Raw genomic sequence first — 17,130 nt, forward strand, 5'->3', positions numbered from 1 at the left:
AAGAAATGGGGTTGCCTAGAACATTTGTTGGTTTCAGTAGCACAGATATTCATTATTATCGGCTTATGTGTGCCTGGAAAAATAATTCAAAAATTGATTTCAATTTTGTTGATTGTCAGTTAGCTCAAGAAATTAATTCTGCAAATGAAGCGTATATTAAAAAGAAATGTAGAGAGCGTATCAATATGGCTAGAACTTTTATTTCTTTAATTGGGCAAGATACAAAATCTAAACATAAGTATGTACGTTGGGAATTAGAAGTTGCCTTGGAAAAAAATTGCCGGATTATCGGTGTCAATCTTGATGGTTCTCGTTACATGAATCCAAATACCTGTCCTAAAATCATTCAGGATGTTGGTGCCATCTTTTTACCATTTTCTCCTCAAATTATTGCGTATGCTTTGGATAATTATCAAATGCATGATAGTGGAAGTTGGCACTATAAGGATTCTGTATATCAAAATTTAGGCTACAAAATTTAGGAGGTATCAATGGAAGAACAAGATTTTCCTGCATTGTATCGTTCGGCAGATAAATTATCACTGGATTCACAGAAGCATTTTTTCCGAATACTATTAGCCCATCTGACGGTATTGGTAATTGCAGCTATATTTTCCTTTGTTCCTATTTCTATAAAATTGGGGACCGCTGCACAATTGATCACCCTTCTTGCTGCATTTGGTTGCTCCATTTATTTATGGGCTTTTCGACCTGATCGTTATTGGTATGCAGGGCGTGCGGTTGCTGAATCAGTTAAAACAATTACTTGGCGATATATTAGTAAAGCTGAGCCATTCCATACTGAAGATACTTTTGCTCAAAATGAGTTTAAGAATTCCCTTAAGCTCATCTTTGAACAAAATCGTGATGTATGCAGTAAATTGACGGATCATTCTAATGAAGAGCAATTTACAGCAGCAATGAATCAGATGCGATGTTCATCTTTAGAGGAACGTAAAAATAATTACTTTGAAAATAGGATTAAAAACCAACGTGATTGGTATGCCAAGAAAGCGATATACAATAAAAGAATGGGAAATTACTTCTTTTTAGGATTAGTTTTTAGCAATGCCATGGCAGTTTTTTTAGCAATTTTAAAGATAATAAGCAGTATCAATCCTGCGTATCTTCCTGTCGATGTAACAATCGCTTTAGCTGCAGGTGTTTTAAGTTGGATCCAAGCAAAACGATTTACTGAGCTTTCAGCATCCTATGCACTCACTGCTCATGAAATAGGATTTATAAATGAGAAATCTGCAACAATACAAAGTGAAGAAGATTTTTCTAAATTTGTAGGCGATGCAGAAAATGCTTTTAGTCGAGAACATACTCAATGGGCTGCACGGAGAGATGTTTAGAGTTTTGAGAGTTGTTAATTGCTAACGTTGTCTGGACCCTTTTCGCACTTAACCGTGCGTGGATTGAAACTAAAGTAGTTAGATTAGTCAGCTAATCCGCCCCTTCTTTGTGAAGGGGCGTGTGTACAAAAAGGAGAACCAAATGAACCAAATCTGCCTACATATTTGGGGCGATTATGCCTGCTTTACCCGTCCGGAGATGAAGGTGGAGCGGGTGTCTTATGATGTCATCACGCCGTCGGCGGCGCGCGGGATTTTGGCGGCGGTGCATTGGAAACCGGCGATTCGGTGGGTGATAGACCGGATTTATGTGTTGAAACCGATTCGGTTTGAGTCGGTGCGGCGCAATGAGTTAGGCGGCAAGATTTCAGTGGGTAAGGTCAGCGGCGCGATGAAGCGTAAGAGCGTTGCCGATTTATATACGCTGATTGAAGACGACCGCCAGCAGCGCGCAGCAACGGTGCTTAAAGACGTGGCTTATGTAATTGAAGCTCATGCGGTGCTGACGGCAAAAGCGGGGGCGGATGAGACCGTTACCAAGCATATCGAGATGTTTAAACGCCGAGCGAAAAAGGGGCAGTGTTTTCAGCAACCTTGTTTGGGCGTGCGTGAATTTCCTGCCGATTTTGCGTTGATTGACGAAGGCGAGCCGCTGCCGCCATCGGCATTATTGGAAAGCGAGGCAAACCGTGATTTAGGCTGGATGTTGCACGATATTGATTTTGACCATGGCAACACGCCGCATTTTTTCCGCGCGCAAATGAAAGAGGGCGTGATTGATGTGCCGCCGTTTTACGCCGAGGAGGTGAAAGCATGATTCTTGCGTCCCTTGCCCGCTATTACCGCCGTTTGGCAGCGGAAACCGATGAAATGGGCAACCCGAAAGTGCCGCCTTATGGCTTTAGCGAGGAAAAAATCGGCTGGATTTTGGTGTTGGATAAAGAAGGCCGTCTGAAAACCGTTGTGCCGAATCTGACCGCCGATAAAAAGCCGCAGCCGAAGCTGATGAGCGTGCCGCGCCCTGAAAAACGCACGTCGGGTATCAAACCGAATTTTTTGTGGGATAAAACCGCTTACGCGCTTGGCGTGGAAGCCAATAAAAACAAAGCCGAAGCGAAAGAAAAACCCTTTACGTCGTCTGAAAAAACTTTTGACGCCTTTAAGCAATACCATCTCGATTTACTGCAAAACAGCGAAGATGAAGGCTTGCAAGCCTTGTGCCGTTTTCTGCAAAACTGGCAGCCTGATAATTTCGCTACCGAAAATCTGCCTGCCGAAATGCTCGATGCTAATATTGCATTTTCTTTTGAAAAACCGACCGCTTGTATTCATAAGCGAGAAGCAGCACAGACCATATGGGCTAAATGTCTGAAAAGTGATGAGGCTGAAGAAGGCTTGTGCCTGATTAGCGGCGACACCGCCCCGATTGCACGGCTGCATCCGGCGATTAAAGGCGTGTTTGGCGGGCAAAGCTCCGGCGGTTCGATTATTTCATTCAACAAAGAAGCCTTTGCCTCTTTTGGCAAAGAGCAAGGCGCAAATTCGCCTGTTTCCGAACAATCCGCGTTTGCCTACACCACCGCGCTGAACTATCTGTTGCGTCGCGAAAATGATCACTGCCTGACCATAGGCGATGCCAGCACGGTCTTTTGGGCGGAAGCGGACGATAGCGCCATGGCGCAGGCTGCCGAAGGCTTCTTCGCGCAAGTGTTTACGCCGCCGGATGATGAACAAGAAAGTGCCAAAGTTTTCAACGTATTGGAACAAATGGGCAAAGGTCGTCCGCTGCAAGAAATTGCACCCGAACTCTCTCCCAATACCCGTTTTTATATCTTGGGGCTTGCCCCCAATGCCGCGCGGATTTCTGTTCGGTTTTGGCTGGATACTACGTTTGGGCAGCTGGCGGAAAATTTGGCGCAGCATTGGCAAGATTTAGCCCTTGAGCCGTGTGCATGGAAAACGCCGCCGTCTATTTGGCGGCTCTTATTGCAAACTGCCGTATTGGGCAAAAGCGAAAACATCTCGCCTGTGCTGGCAGGTGAAATGACCCGCGCCGTGATTTGTGGCACGCCGTATCCCTTAAGTTTGCTGTCGCAACTGATTACCCGAATCCGCGCCGATGGCGATGTAAACGGTCTGCGCGTGGCAATGATGAAAGCCGTATTAGAGCGGCGTTTTAGAAAAGGTTTTATCGAAGAAGGAGTTCCTATGAGTTTGAACAATGAAAGCCCGAATCGCGCCTATCTTTTAGGGCGGCTGTTTGCCGTGTTGGAGCGCATTCAATATCAGGCGTTGGGCGAATTAAATGCCGGCATTGCCGACCGCTATTACGGCTCTGCATCCGCCGTGCCGTTTTCCGTTTTTCCGCGCCTTTTGTCGGGTGCAAAACACCATTTATCGCGCCTGCGTAAAGACAAGGCCGGTATGGCGGTGAATTTGGATAAAGATTTGGGTGAAATCATTGCCAAACTGCCAGAAACCTTTCCGCGCCATTTGAGCATTGACGAACAAGGCCGCTTCGCCATCGGCTATTACCATCAAAAACAAAGCTATTTTGCTAAAAAAGAAACCGCTGAAACCATTGAAAACTAAGGAGCCAGAAAATGTCTGCCATTCAAAACCGCTATGAATTTGTTTACTTTTTTGACGTAATCAACGGCAACCCCAACGGCGATCCCGACGCGGGCAATATGCCGCGTCTTGATCCCGAATCCAGCAAAGGCTTGGTAACCGATGTCTGCCTGAAACGCAAAATTCGTAATTTTGTCGAAATCAGCAGTGAAAACGAAGCCGGTTACGAAATCTACGTCAAAGAAAAGAGCGTGTTAAACCTGCAAAACAAACGCGCTTATGAAGCGCTCGGCATTGAATCTGAGGCCAAAAAACTGCCAAAAGACGAAGCCAAAGCCCGCGATATTACCGCGTGGATGTGCAAAAACTTCTTTGATATCCGCACCTTCGGCGCCGTGATGACCACCGAAGTCAACAGCGGACAAGTGCGCGGCCCGGTGCAACTGGCATTTGCCCAATCCATTGATCCGATTGTGCCGCTGGAAGTTTCCATCACCCGCATGGCGGTAACCAACGAAAAAGACTTGGAAAAAGAACGCACCATGGGGCGCAAATACATCGTCCCTTATGCGCTCTACCGCGTGCATGGCTTTATCTCCGCCAACCTTGCCGCTAAAACCGGTTTTTCAGACGACGACTTAGCCAAACTCTGGCAAGCCCTGACGTTGATGTTTGAACACGACCGCTCCGCCGCCCGTGGCGAAATGGCAGCACGTAAACTGATTGTTTTCAAACACGACAGCGCGCTCGGCAGCCAGCCTGCACATAAATTGTTTGATGCCGTGAAAGTCGAACGCGTAAACGGCGAATCAGGTACGCCCGCAAGCGGTTTTGGCGATTACAAAATCAGCGTGGTTTCAGACGGCCTGAATGGCGTGAGTGTGGAAGAATTGCTTTAAAACACTTAAAAAAATGACCGCACTTTTAACCGAAACCCAAGGGGAAAATCGGGACACGCGCCTGATTCCCCTTTCCGCCCTGCAACACTACGCTTTTTGCCCGCGCCAATGCGCGTTGATTCATAACGAGCAGGCGTGGGCGGAGAACTATTTGACCGCGCAGGGCAAGGCGTTGCATGAGCGGGTGGATTCGGGTGAGCCGGAAACGCGCAAGGGTGTGCGCTTTGAGCGAACGGTGCATGTGTCGGCGGAGAAGCTTGGCATCAGCGGCGTGTTGGACTTGGTGGAAGTGGACACGAAAATAGGTCGTCTGAAACCCGTGGAATACAAACGCGGCAAGCCCAAACCCGACCCGATGGACGAAATCCAGCTTTGCGCCCAAGGTTTGTGCTTGGAAGAAATGACGGGGCAAACCGTCTCTGAGGGCGCGCTGTGGTATATGCAAACCCGTCACCGCGTCCCCGTCGTGTTTTCAGACGACCTGCGCGCCCAAACACACGCCACCATCGCCGCCGTGCGCGAACTTCTAAACAGCGGTCAAACCCCGCCGCCCAACTACGAAAAACGCTGCAAAGCCTGCTCTCTGGTGGAGATTTGCCAGCCTGAGTTGCTGGGGGAACGGGATAGGAGTGTGGGATATGTGGCAGGGTTGTTTAATAATGAAATTTAATAAATATTTTTAGGAGATTCTTATGAGCGATGTATGGTCTCGTGCAACCACTAATAATGGGGTATTAGAAGTAACTTTAAATAATTGGTTTGAATTTTTAGAATTCAGTACATTTTTTTCAGATAACATGAGTAGAGTATATTTCCGTGGACAAAGAGATTCTAGCTGGGGTCTAACAACCACATTAGATAGATTTTCAGCAACATTGGATCCAAGGATTGGTGGTACATACGACAAGATTTTTAATGATTTCATGAAGGCAATCCGTGGAAAGGTTGTAATTTCTCAAGATGATGAGGATGAAATATGGGCTTTAGGGCAACATAATGGATTAGCAACACCATTTTTAGATTGGACTTCTGCAATTTTTATAGCTTTATTTTTTGCCTTTGAGGAAAAAAAACCATCTAGTACTGGATACAGAACAGTTTGGGGAATACATCATTTTTTAGCTGAAAGAATGAAGAATTTTAATAAAGGGAAAGATAAATATTCTGAATTTAAATTTGTTGATTTGATGACAAATTCCAATTCTAGACTTCTGTCTCAATCAGGGATATTTACTAAACAGCCATTAAATTTTAATGTTCGGGAATGGGTTGAAAATGAACTAAAGGGGGAAGAAAAACGTCCTTCAATGTTTAAAATTAATATTCCAGATTGTGAAAGAGAGAAAATTTTGAAAGGTCTATTCATGATGAATATTAGTCATTTAACCATATATCCAGATTTAATTGGAGCTTCAAAATATTGTTTATCACAATTAGAAATGCTGAATCATGTATCTTCACAAAAAAATGATGAGCAGCTGAAAGATCATGTGTTATACAAATAATTAAGCAAGATGTGATACTTGGTTACGGTATTCCGCCTAATCCTACTTATTTATTTTTTCAGGTAGCCTACACGAACTATTTGTCCCAAAAGTGCGGTCAAAATCCAAGGAGTTTCCCATGCGCAAACTGCAAAACACGCTCTACATCACCACCCAAGGCAGTTATTTGCATAAGGAGCGGGAGACGCTGGTGGTGGAGCAGGAGCGTAAGAAGGTGGCGCAGTTGCCGGTGCATTCCATCGGGCATATTTTCTGTTTTGGGAATGTGCTGGTGTCGCCGTTTTTGCTGGGGTTTTGCGGCGAAAATAATGTGAATTTGGCATTTTTTACCGAAAACGGACGTTTCTTAGGGCGGCTTCAGGGACGGCAAAGTGGTAATGTGTTGCTGCGTCGGGCGCAGTATCGGGTGTCGGAACAAAACCCCGTGCCGATTGCGCGCAATATCATTGCGGCAAAGATTCAGGCGAGTAAACGGGTGCTTCAGCGGCAGATTCGCAATTATGGCGAGAATGCGGCGATTCAAAGTGCAGTCGATGCTTTGAACATTTCGCTGCGGCAGTTGAAGGGCGCGGCGGAGCTGGACGTGGTGCGTGGTATTGAGGGCGATGCGGCGGCGCGTTATTTCGGCGTGTTCGGGCAGCTTTTGAGCGAAAAAAGCGGCTTTTCTTTTGACGGGCGTAACCGCCGTCCACCCAGAGACGGGGTGAATGCGCTGTTGTCGTTTGTGTACAGTCTGTTGGGCAAGGACATCAGCGGCGCGCTGCAAGGCGTGGGGCTAGACCCGCAGGTGGGCTTTCTACACGCCGACCGACCGGGGCGCGACAGTTTGGCGCAGGATATTTTGGAAGAATTCCGCGCGTGGTGGGCGGACAGGTTGGTGTTGTCACTGATTAATCGCGGGCAAATAAAACCACAGGATTTTGTTGCCGAGGCAAGCGGCGCGGTAAGCTTAAAAGCAGAGGCGCGTAAGCTGTTGTTCCAAGCTTTGCAGGCGAAAAAGCAGGAGAAAATCGTTCATCCGTTTTTGGGCGAGGAAGTGGAAATCGGGCTGCTGCCGTATATTCAGGCGATGCTGTTGGCGCGGCACTTGCGAGGAGATTTGGCGGAATATCCGCCGTTTTTGATGAGATAGGTTTGCAGGCCGTCTGAAAACGGATCGGATATTTTCAGACGGCCTTTAAAGCAGCCTGTATATGGGAATACAAAATGCTAATGCTGATTACTTACGATATTTCGTTGGAAGACGCGGACGGACAGGCAAGGCTACGGCGCGTGGCGAAATTGTGTTTGGACTACGGCGTGCGCGTGCAGTATTCGGTGTTCGAATGCGACATCGCGCCCGACCAGTGGGTTGTTTTAAAAGACAAACTCTTGAAAATCTACAACCCTGAAACCGACAGTCTGCGTTTTTACCATTTAGGCAGCAAATGGAGGCGGAAAGTAGAACACCACGGCGCAAGACCGGCAGTAGATGTGTTTAAGGATACGTTGATTGTGTGAATCGCCAACCTGCGGTTCTCATGAAAATGCGGCAGGGTTGGCGAACTGGGATTGTTCTTTAACAATCAGGATATTGCGAATACGGACGCAACGGAAAAGGCTGTGTTATACTCGCATTTCTGCTTTTCTTGGGAGCTTAGCGAAATTGGTGCTGTGAAACCTGATGGAGCAAGGCTTTTGAGAGAGGCCCCAGCCGCCTTCGGGCTGCTGTGTGTTGAAACAAGCATTGATTCGTGGCGGTTATAATGTTGGTGTGCCAGCCGCCTTCGGGCTGCTGTGTGTTGAAACCTGTCAACGCCATGCTGAACAAGGAATCCGTCAACCAGCCGCCTTCGGGCTGCTGTGTGTTGAAACCCAATCCGTACCGACTGATTCGCCATCGGGCATCCCAGCCGCCTTCGGGCTGCTGTGTGTTGAAACAACAGTTGCACTTACAGTCTGTTTTGACAAATAGCCCAGCCGCCTTCGGGCTGCTGTGTGTTGAAACGGGCGTGCAGAGTAAAAGCCTTGCAGGGGAGACTACCAGCCGCCTTCGGGCTGCTGTGTGTTGAAACTTGGTATAAATGTGTTACAAACCTTGATAATCCCCCAGCCGCCTTCGGGCTGCTGTGTGTTGAAACTTGGTATAAGTGTGTAACGAGCCTGGATAATCCCCCAGCCGCCTTCGGGCTGCTGTGTGTTGAAACTTGGTATAAGTGTGTAACGAGCCTGGATAATCCCGCCCAGCCGCCTTCGGGCTGCTGTGTGTTGAAACCAAAATGGTGCAAAGGTCGGCAGTTAAGAGATATCCAGCCGCCTTCGGGCTGCTGTGTGTTGAAACATTGGAGATTCTCCTTACTCATAATTTCACTTACCCAGCCGCCTTCGGGCTGCTGTGTGTTGAAACCATAAAAACGCAGAGCGGTTCATAGCTGATTTGTCCAGCCGCCTTCGGGCTGCTGTGTGTTGAAACTATAAAAGCTGTTACCAACTTGGCCCGGATAACGCCAGCCGCCTTCGGGCTGCTGTGTGTTGAAACAGCAACAAGATAGCCTGAATACGCATTACAAAAATCCCAGCCGCCTTCGGGCTGCTGTGTGTTGAAACAAATGCTCGAAAGCAGCTTTATCGACTAAGCCGGCCAGCCGCCTTCGGGCTGCTGTGTGTTGAAACACTCAAAAAATTGGTTTGTCAACTCGCTATGGTTTGCCAGCCGCCTTCGGGCTGCTGTGTGTTGAAACAGGCAAAGCAGCATAAGCAGATGTGGCCAGTGACCCAGCCGCCTTCGGGCTGCTGTGTGTTGAAACAAGGTGTGTATGTTTTGAAACGAGATTGCGTACAACCAGCCGCCTTCGGGCTGCTGTGTGTTGAAACAAGTTGCTTCAGTGCTTTGCGTATCAGCAATATAAGCCAGCCGCCTTTAGGCGGCTGTGTGTTGAAACTTAGTATAGGGTTTATACATGCGCAATATATCCCCCCAGCCGCCTTTAGGCGGCTGTGTGTTGAAACTTAATATAGGGTTTATACATGCGCAATATATCCCCCCAGCCGCCTTTAGGCGGCTGTGTGTTGAAACACATAGCCCGCAAACACATTTTTTAAACATTTCCCAGCCGCCTTTAGGCGGCTGTGTGTTGAAACGGGGGCGGCTAAAGATGAAGAGAAGCGTTTTTAACTGACCAGCCGCCTTTAGGCGGCTGTGTGTTGAAACGGGGCGGAGGAAGGCAGATTTTGCAGTTTCTCCACCCAGCCGCCTTTAGGCGGCTGTGTGTTGAAACGTCATTTAGAGGTAAAGCCAGATATAAAAATGGACCCAGTCGCCTTCAGGCGGCTGTGTGTTGAAACTTGTGATTCCTCTAAAGAACAACCGCAAAAGACAATCAGCCGCCTTCAGGCGGCTGAGTGTTGAAACTTTTAATTGTTGCAGCAAATTAACCAGCTTATAGAGTCAGCCGCCTTCAGGCGGCTGTGTGTTGAAACTTCGCGCATCAGGCGCGTGCCGATGCGCGTGAACCCAGCCACCTTCGGGCGGCTGTGTGTTGAAACCGCAAGGGCGATATGATCGTGATTTCCAACCGTCCAGCCACCTTCAGGTGGCTGTGTGTTGAAACCGCCCATGATGCTAAAGCAACCTTGGAAAAGCTTGACAGCCACCTTCGGGTCGCTGTGTGTTAAAACTCTAGCAGCTACAAACTTTATGCCGACCTATCCCGTCAGCAGCCTTCGGGAGGCTGTGTGTTCAAATATCGTCCAAGCAGGCCGCTCTTCTTTTGATCCTTCGCTTTCCGAGGCCTTAGTGAAAGCAGTAGAGGATATTAGAAGCAAGTTATAAAGGTTAATCAATAACAATGCCGTCTGAAAAAGTTTCAGACGGCATTTTTTCTATTTACATATTAAATTTAATATCATATTATCATTGTATCTGTATCAATTTGAATTTTTTAGAATTTCAATATGAAACCCCTAATTTACTACGTCCATTCCGTCCAATATGAACTCGGCAATCTCTTACCTTACGAACATTGGCAAACCTTATAAAGCGATTCGGTAAATGTTGGCGAAATGGTGGCGGAGTTTGCCCGAGTTTTTGGGGCACAGGAAATTACCTGTTAAACGGGACAGATTCATGACTTAGGGAAATATTCGGAAGCCTTTAATTATCGATTGCATGGCGATCCTTCAGGTGATCATGCTACCGCCGGAGCGAAAATTGCAAAAATGCTTGCTTTAGAGTGGAGGTCAAAGTATAACCTGTGGTTATCTTACTTAGGCTAGATAACTTTATTAATGAATTAAAAGGCAAAAATAATGGAAACGAAACAAACCAATTCAACCATCAAATCGCGTGCGGCGGTGGCATTCGCCCCAAATCAACCCTTACAAATTGTGGAAATCGACGTAGAAATGCCGCACAAAGGCGAGGTGTTAATTCGTAACACGCACACTGGCGTGTGCCACACTGATGCATTTACGTTATCAGGAAGCGATCCGGAAGGCGTATTTCCTGTGGTGCTTGGGCATGAAGGTGCGGGTGTGGTCGTTGCTGTGGGCGAAGGTGTGTCAAGCGTAAAACCGGGTGATCATGTCATTCCTCTTTACACCGCTGAATGTGGCGAATGTGAGTTTTGCCGTTCAGGTAAAACTAACTTGTGCGTCTCAGTGCGTGATACACAAGGTAAAGGTTTAATGCCGGACGGTACGACGCGTTTTTCTTATCAAGGTCAGCCGATCTATCACTATATGGGCTGTTCGACCTTCAGCGAATACTCAGTTGTTGCCGAAGTTTCACTGGCAAAAATCAACCCAGAAGCCAACCACGAACAAGTATGTTTGCTCGGCTGCGGCGTTACTACAGGTATTGGTGCGGTACATAATACGGCAAAAGTGCAAGAAGGCGACTCTGTTGCCGTGTTTGGCTTGGGGGCGATTGGTTTGGCGGTGGTGCAAGGTGCGCGTCAAGCCAAAGCGGGTCGCATTATCGCTATTGATACCAATCCTTCAAAATTCGAGTTGGCAAAAAAGTTCGGTGCAACGGATTGTTTAAATCCGAACGATTACGATAAACCGATCAAAGATGTGTTGTTAGACATCAATAAATGGGGCATTGACCATACCTTTGAATGTATCGGCAATGTAAACGTAATGCGTCAAGCATTAGAAAGTGCGCACCGTGGCTGGGGACAATCCATTATCATCGGCGTAGCGGGTGCGGGACAAGAAATTTCAACTCGTCCGTTTCAGTTGGTAACAGGTCGTGTTTGGAAAGGCACGGCATTTGGTGGCGTGAAAGGTCGCTCTGAACTTCCGAAAATGGTGGAAGATTCAATGAAAGGCGACATCCAGTTGGAACCATTTGTGACCCACACAATGACACTCAATCAAATCAATGAAGCCTTTGAGTTAATGCACGAAGGTAAATCGATCCGCGCTGTTATTCATTACTAAGGTATGCGATGAAACTGATTGAACAACATCAAATTTTTGGTGGTTCGCAACAAGTTTGGGCACATGATGCCCAAACGCTTCAATGCGAAATGAAATTTGCCGTCTATTTGCCGGATAATCCAGAGAATCGACCGCTTGGTGTGATTTATTGGCTTTCCGGCTTAACGTGTACGGAACAAAATTTCATTACCAAATCGGGCTTTCAGCGTTATGCGGCAGAACATCAAGTGATTGTGGTTGCCCCCGATACCAGCCCTCGCGGAGAGCAAGTGCCGAACGATGCTGCTTATGATTTAGGGCAGGGTGCGGGTTTTTATCTTAATGCGACCGAGCAGCCTTGGGCGACGAATTATCAAATGTATGATTATATTTTGAATGAGTTGCCTGGTCTGATTGAGGAAAATTTCTCTACCAACGGCAAACGTTCCATTATGGGACATTCAATGGGCGGACATGGCGCATTGGTATTGGCACTGCGAAACCGGGAACGTTATCAAAGTGTTTCTGCCTTTTCGCCCATTTTGTTGCCAAGTCTCGTGCCTTGGGGGGAGAAAGCCTTTTCTGCCTATTTAGGAAAAGATCGCGAAAAATGGCAGCAATATGATGCCAACTCGCTCATTCAACAAGGCTATAAAGTGCAAGGTATGCGCATTGATCAGGGCTTGGAAGATGAGTTTTTGCCGACACAATTGCGTACCGAAGATTTTATTGAAACCTGTCGTGCGGCAAATCAACCGGCCGATGTGCGCTTCCACAAAGGCTATGATCATAGCTATTACTTCATCGCCAGTTTTATTGGCGAGCATATTGCCTATCATGCGGCATTTTTGAAGTAAACCAAAGAAGTGATTCGTGAATCGACCAAACGTTGGTATGAACGTTAATTTTTTATGTTAACGAAAATAAAAGGCATCGGATTGATGCCTTTTATTTTTTTATAAATGATGAAAAATGATGCTATCAAAATGAGCTAGCTTGCACACTCTATTCAAATATCCCCCCATTCCAGTCCAAACCGTTGCAAATACTTTCTCAATCGGTCGCTGTCATTGACTTTTGCCCTTTCTGTTCGGGAGACGTTGAACAATGCACGACCAGCAGCGGCCATGTTGGGGTGTTTGCGGCATTCATCGATAACGTGTTGCAGTTGTAGTTTGTCGAACAAATCCAATGTGTCCCAATCGACTTTATCGGGGTAGTCTTGTGCTTTTTCAGACGGCCTTTTATGTAGGAGGCCGTCTGAAAAGGGTTCTTCCGACCATAACCATTTGAGGCGTTCGATTTCGGCTTGGACTTGTTCTACCTGTATCCTGCCTTGAGGTGCGAGTGTGGCCAGGCGCATGATGCTGGCGGCGAGGTCGCGGAAGTTGCCGCGCCATGGTGCTTGGTCTGAGTGGGAGAAGTCGAGGTAGGCGGCCAGGGCTTCTTTGTTGAAGCGGGTGGTTCGGCCGAGTTCTTGCGAGGCTAGGGCAAGCTGGTGTTCGACGTTGGGCTCGATGTCTTCGCGACGATTAGCGAGTGCAGGCAGTGGGTAATTCCAGATGTTGATGCGGGCGAACAGGTCTTCGCGGAAGCGTCCGGCGCGGATTTCGTGGCGCAGGTCGCGGTTGGTGCCGGCGATGAGTTGGAAGTCGCTTTTGACTTCGCTGTCGCTGCCGACGGGATAAAAGTGTTTTTCTTCAATGGCTTTGAGCAACATGGCTTGCTCGTCTAAGCCCAATTCTCCGATTTCATCTAAAAATAATACGCCGCCGTCGGCAGTTTTTAGATAGCCTTCACGTTTTTCTGCGGCGCCGGTAAAGGCGCCTTTTTTGTGGCCGAACAGGGCAGATGCCGCGCCGTCGCCGCGAAGGGTGGCGCAGTTTACATCGATAAATGTGCCTTTAATCAGATGGCGCGCTTTTTTCAATTCAAAAATCCTGCGTGCCAACATGGATTTGCCTGCGCCTGTCGGGCCGGAAAGCAGAATGGGGGAAGGGGAGTTGAGTGCGACTTGTTCGATTTCGGCAATCATGCGGTTGAAGGCGGCGTTTTGGGTGGAAATGCCGCTTTTCAGGTAGCGCACTGCATCGTCGCGTACGGCGGCAAGGCGTTCGGCCAGTACATCGTAACGAGCCAAGTCCAAATCGATGATTTCATAACTGCCGACATTGCCGTCCTCCATACTGCGTCTTTGGTTTTTGGGAGGGGCGGTTTGTAACAGTACGCCGGGGATTTGACGCGATTCCACCAATAAAAACAGGCAGATTTGGGCAACGTGTGTACCTGTCGTGATGTGGGTGAGATAGGTTTCTTCTTCTGTATCAAATGGATAGCTCGCCGCCCAATCGTGCAGCTTGGTATAAACCTCGGAGAAGTCCCACGGGTTTGCCAGCTCCATAGGCACGAGATTGACGACTGTGTGCGGCGATACCTGCTGAATATCGGCTTTTACATGATCAGCCAGTTCGCGGTATTTTTCCGCATAAAACAGCTCCATGCGGTCAAGATGAAAATCCTGACGCTGATTCATGGCGACATTCGGCCGCCACTTCTGCCAACGCCCTTGACCGAAACCGCTGTCCAATACCGTACCGAGAAAGCTGACGGCGACTTGTTTTTTAGGGATAGTATTCATGTTTCAGACGGCCTTTAAATTATTTTTTCCAATACAAATTTGCTGTTTATTTAACCGCAAGCATTTGTCCAAATCATCGAATCTCATTATATATCCTTATATATTTTATTTTCTATATAACTATCTATAAATATATTTTTTAGTATTCTACGCTTCTTGTCGATAAAAGCTACTTTAAAATATATTTTCTTTATATTCAATCAATTAAAAATTATTTTTATAAAAATTTTATTCTTGGCACACTGTTGGCTGTGTTGTGAATGTAACGATACAGCAGATGCTTCGGGAAATACAGTTACCGGAGAAAAATTTTCCGTAAATTTAGTTGCTGTGTGGTTACAGGGCGAATGCCAACAAGACTACATTTGGATTAACAGGTTCGAATCCTGTCTCGTCTGATAGACGTTGAACGTCTTGTTTATTTAGTCGCCCACCCTTTTCCAATATGGCAGGCAAATGCCTGGGGAAACTACAACATGGATATCCTTATGTCGCAGGTTCGAGTCCTGTCTCTGTTGTTCCAAATAGCAGAGTAGCTCAGTTGGTAGAGCCAAGGCATGTTTCCCTTAAAAACTTGTTGCGTGCCATATTACTTTTACGGCAGCAGGCGGATGCTTGAAGAGAGTACATTAACTTATCACGTTAAAACCGTTTCTCTTCACTTTTAGCCGCTACGCTGCCACCCATGCAAGGCCGTCTGAAATATTCAGGCGGGCTGATATAAAAACTGTTTTTGGTGCAAACGGCAAATGCCGGAGGAATTAAAGCCTGCTAAGCGCGAGGTCGCGGGTTCGAGTCCCGTCTCTGCCGCCAACTATGGCAGAGTAGTTCAGTGGATAGAGCGCGTAAAAATTTCTCCACTCTTTGTTGCCCAATGTACCACCCCTTATGGGCGAATGCCATTAGGATTACATTCCTTCCTTGCTACAAACCCGAATGATCCTAATTAAACTGGTCGCCCTACGGCAGTAGGCGGATGCCCGGAAGAGAATACATTAGCTTTCAGTTAAAAACGCTTCTCTTCATCTTTAGCCGCCACACTGCCACCCATTCAAGGCCGTCTGAAAAACAAAGCTAAAACAAGTTCAGACGGCCTCAAACCAACAATATGAAAGAAAATGAAAATGGCTAATACTACCTTGTTTCAATCGATTAAAAACCGTTTTACTAAAACCGATACCTATAATGAAGCCGGCGGCATCGCCTACACGCTGACGTCCAAACAACAGCTGGCCCAACTTGCCGCTACCGGTTGTCTGAACAATACCTACTATGCCGATGCCCAAAGTCAGCTTGACCAAGTGTTGAAATTGGCAGAAAGCCTGGATGCCGAGTTTATCGCCAAAACTGCCGTATATGCCCGTCAAAAAGGTTTGATGAAAGATATGCCTGCGCTGTTGCTTGCCGTGTTGGCGCAAAAAGACGTGAACATGCTCGCCCGCGTATTCGACCAAGTAGTGGACAACGGTAAAATGTTGCGTAACTTCGCACAAATTATCCGTAGCGGAGCAGTCGGCAGAAAATCTTTCGGCAACCGTCCGAAAAAGCTGATGCAGACTTGGCTTTTGACTGCCACCGAAAAACAACTGTTGAACGCCGCCATCGGCAATTCGCCGTCGCTGGCAGACGTGGTCAAAATGGTGCACCCCAAACCGCGAGAGGCATGGCGTGCCGCATGGTTTGCATGGCTGATCGGCAAACCTTACGATCGCGAAGCATTGTCGCCCATTACCCGTGCTTTTGAAGATTACAAACAAAGCCGAGAAGGCGAATTGCCCAACGTTCCTTTCCAAATGCTTACAGCTTTAGACTTGAACTGCGGTGACTGGGCGCAAATCGCCCGCAACGGCTCATGGCAGCAGGTTCGCCAAAACCTGAACACTTTCCTGCGCCATGAAGTATTTGCCAAAAGCAAAAACATCAAAATGGTGGCAGAAAAACTGCGTGACGAAACCGCCATTGCCCGCGCCCGCGTCCTGCCTTACCAATTGCTGACCGCGTATCAGGCAACATCTGACCAAATGCCGTTTGAAATCCGCGAAGCCCTGCAAGATGCGATGGAAACTGCCGTACAAAACGTACCGGCAATCCAAGGCAAAGTCGTGGTTTGCCCGGATGTATCCGGCTCCATGCACAGCCCGGTTACCGGCTATCGCGGCAGTGCGTCCACCAAAACCCGCTGTATCGACATTGCCGCACTTGTGTCCGCTGCCATGTTGCGTACTAATCCGCAAGCCCGCGTGATACCGTTTGAGCAAATCACGGTAAACGTGAAGCTCAACCCACGCGACAGCATCATGACCAACGCCGAAAAACTCGCCAATATCGGTGGAGGCGGAACAGCATGTAGCGCACCGCTTGCCATGTTGAACCGTGAAAAAGCTGAAGTGGATTTGGTCGTCATCGTGTCAGACAACGAAAGTTGGGCAGATGACAGCCAACGATGGGGTGGTAAAACCAGTCTGATGAAAGAATGGGACATCCTGAAAAAACGCTGTCCCGAAGCCAAACTCGTTTGCCTGGATATCCAGCCTTACACCAAGGCTCAAGCACGAAACCGTCACGATATCTTGAACATCGGCGGCTTCTCCGACCAAGTGTTTGCCCTGATTGGTTCCTTTGCCGAACGAGGTATGGGTACAGATTTCTGGGTAGATGAGATTGAGAAAACGCCGCTGGCAGCTGTGAACTGAAGCTAAGGCCGTCTGAAAAAAGGGTAGAAATATTTTTTCAGACGGCCTATTTATTCAGGACAA

13 protein-coding genes, 1 pseudogene and 1 CRISPR repeat array are annotated in these 17,130 nt (G+C 47.5%); of the genes and pseudogenes, 13 read left to right on the forward strand and 1 reads right to left on the reverse strand.

From position 1 onward, the window contains the following. The first annotated feature begins 5 nt into the window (after positions 1-5). The 12 genes and pseudogenes from ACTHSW_RS05170 to fghA all read left to right on the forward strand — a co-directional run bounded on the left by ACTHSW_RS05170 (position 6) and on the right by fghA (position 12,593). Complete coding sequence (locus tag ACTHSW_RS05170) at positions 6-482, forward strand: TIR domain-containing protein (protein WP_440373782.1); 477 nt, start codon at positions 6-8, stop codon at positions 480-482. Between the two features lie 9 nt (positions 483-491). Next, positions 492-1,358, forward strand: a complete 867-nt coding sequence (locus ACTHSW_RS05175) for a DUF4231 domain-containing protein (RefSeq protein ID WP_070460269.1) — start codon at positions 492-494, stop codon at positions 1,356-1,358. 142 nt (positions 1,359-1,500) lie between these two features. Continuing rightward, positions 1,501-2,175 carry a type I-C CRISPR-associated protein Cas5c gene (cas5c, locus tag ACTHSW_RS05180; RefSeq protein WP_070460266.1) on the forward strand — a complete coding sequence of 225 codons (675 nt, stop codon included), beginning with the start codon at positions 1,501-1,503 and terminating at the stop codon, positions 2,173-2,175. Further along, positions 2,172-3,950, forward strand: coding sequence for a type I-C CRISPR-associated protein Cas8c/Csd1 (gene cas8c / locus ACTHSW_RS05185; RefSeq protein ID WP_440373783.1), 1,779 nt, complete (start codon positions 2,172-2,174; stop codon positions 3,948-3,950). Before cas5c ends, cas8c begins: the two co-directional genes overlap by 4 nt. A gap of 11 nt (positions 3,951-3,961) precedes the next feature. Further along, positions 3,962-4,828: a type I-C CRISPR-associated protein Cas7/Csd2 gene (gene cas7c / locus ACTHSW_RS05190; protein ID WP_070460262.1), complete on the forward strand. Its 867-nt coding sequence runs from the start codon at positions 3,962-3,964 to the stop codon at positions 4,826-4,828. A 13-nt stretch (positions 4,829-4,841) separates the two neighbouring features. Beyond that, complete coding sequence (gene cas4 / locus ACTHSW_RS05195; protein ID WP_070460260.1) at positions 4,842-5,498, forward strand: CRISPR-associated protein Cas4; 657 nt, start codon at positions 4,842-4,844, stop codon at positions 5,496-5,498. A gap of 22 nt (positions 5,499-5,520) precedes the next feature. After that, positions 5,521-6,333, forward strand: coding sequence for an FRG domain-containing protein (locus ACTHSW_RS05200; RefSeq protein WP_070460258.1), 813 nt, complete (start codon positions 5,521-5,523; stop codon positions 6,331-6,333). A 118-nt stretch (positions 6,334-6,451) separates the two neighbouring features. After that, positions 6,452-7,465, forward strand: coding sequence for a type I-C CRISPR-associated endonuclease Cas1c (gene cas1c / locus ACTHSW_RS05205; protein WP_070460256.1), 1,014 nt, complete (start codon positions 6,452-6,454; stop codon positions 7,463-7,465). Between the two features lie 74 nt (positions 7,466-7,539). Beyond that, positions 7,540-7,833 carry a CRISPR-associated endonuclease Cas2 gene (cas2, locus tag ACTHSW_RS05210; protein ID WP_070460254.1) on the forward strand — a complete coding sequence of 98 codons (294 nt, stop codon included), beginning with the start codon at positions 7,540-7,542 and terminating at the stop codon, positions 7,831-7,833. Between the two features lie 189 nt (positions 7,834-8,022). Continuing rightward, positions 8,023-9,990: a CRISPR direct-repeat array (repeat unit 32 nt; unit sequence CCAGCCGCCTTCGGGCTGCTGTGTGTTGAAAC). A 276-nt stretch (positions 9,991-10,266) separates the two neighbouring features. Then, a pseudogene (locus ACTHSW_RS05215) lies at positions 10,267-10,527 on the forward strand (CRISPR-associated helicase/endonuclease Cas3); the annotation flags it as partial. A 93-nt stretch (positions 10,528-10,620) separates the two neighbouring features. Beyond that, positions 10,621-11,757, forward strand: a complete 1,137-nt coding sequence (locus tag ACTHSW_RS05220) for an S-(hydroxymethyl)glutathione dehydrogenase/class III alcohol dehydrogenase (RefSeq protein ID WP_070461659.1) — start codon at positions 10,621-10,623, stop codon at positions 11,755-11,757. Between the two features lie 8 nt (positions 11,758-11,765). Continuing rightward, positions 11,766-12,593, forward strand: coding sequence for an S-formylglutathione hydrolase (fghA, locus tag ACTHSW_RS05225; RefSeq protein WP_107810904.1), 828 nt, complete (start codon positions 11,766-11,768; stop codon positions 12,591-12,593). Positions 12,594-12,745: 152 nt separating this feature from the next. On the opposite strand, the gene rtcR is transcribed toward fghA, so the two are convergent. Next, positions 12,746-14,374, reverse strand: coding sequence for an RNA repair transcriptional activator RtcR (gene rtcR, locus ACTHSW_RS05230; protein WP_070461661.1), 1,629 nt, complete (start codon positions 14,372-14,374; stop codon positions 12,746-12,748). A 1,118-nt stretch (positions 14,375-15,492) separates the two neighbouring features. On the opposite strand from rtcR, the gene ACTHSW_RS05235 reads away from it, so the two are divergent. Further along, entirely contained in the window at positions 15,493-17,067 is a 1,575-nt protein-coding gene (locus ACTHSW_RS05235; RefSeq protein ID WP_070461662.1) for a vWA domain-containing protein, read from the forward strand. Positions 17,068-17,130: the final 63 nt, after the last annotated feature.

Origin of the sequence: Neisseria sp. P0008.S004, from assembly GCF_051962755.1 — a bacterium.
Lineage (GTDB): Bacteria > Pseudomonadota > Gammaproteobacteria > Burkholderiales > Neisseriaceae > Neisseria > Neisseria subflava_A.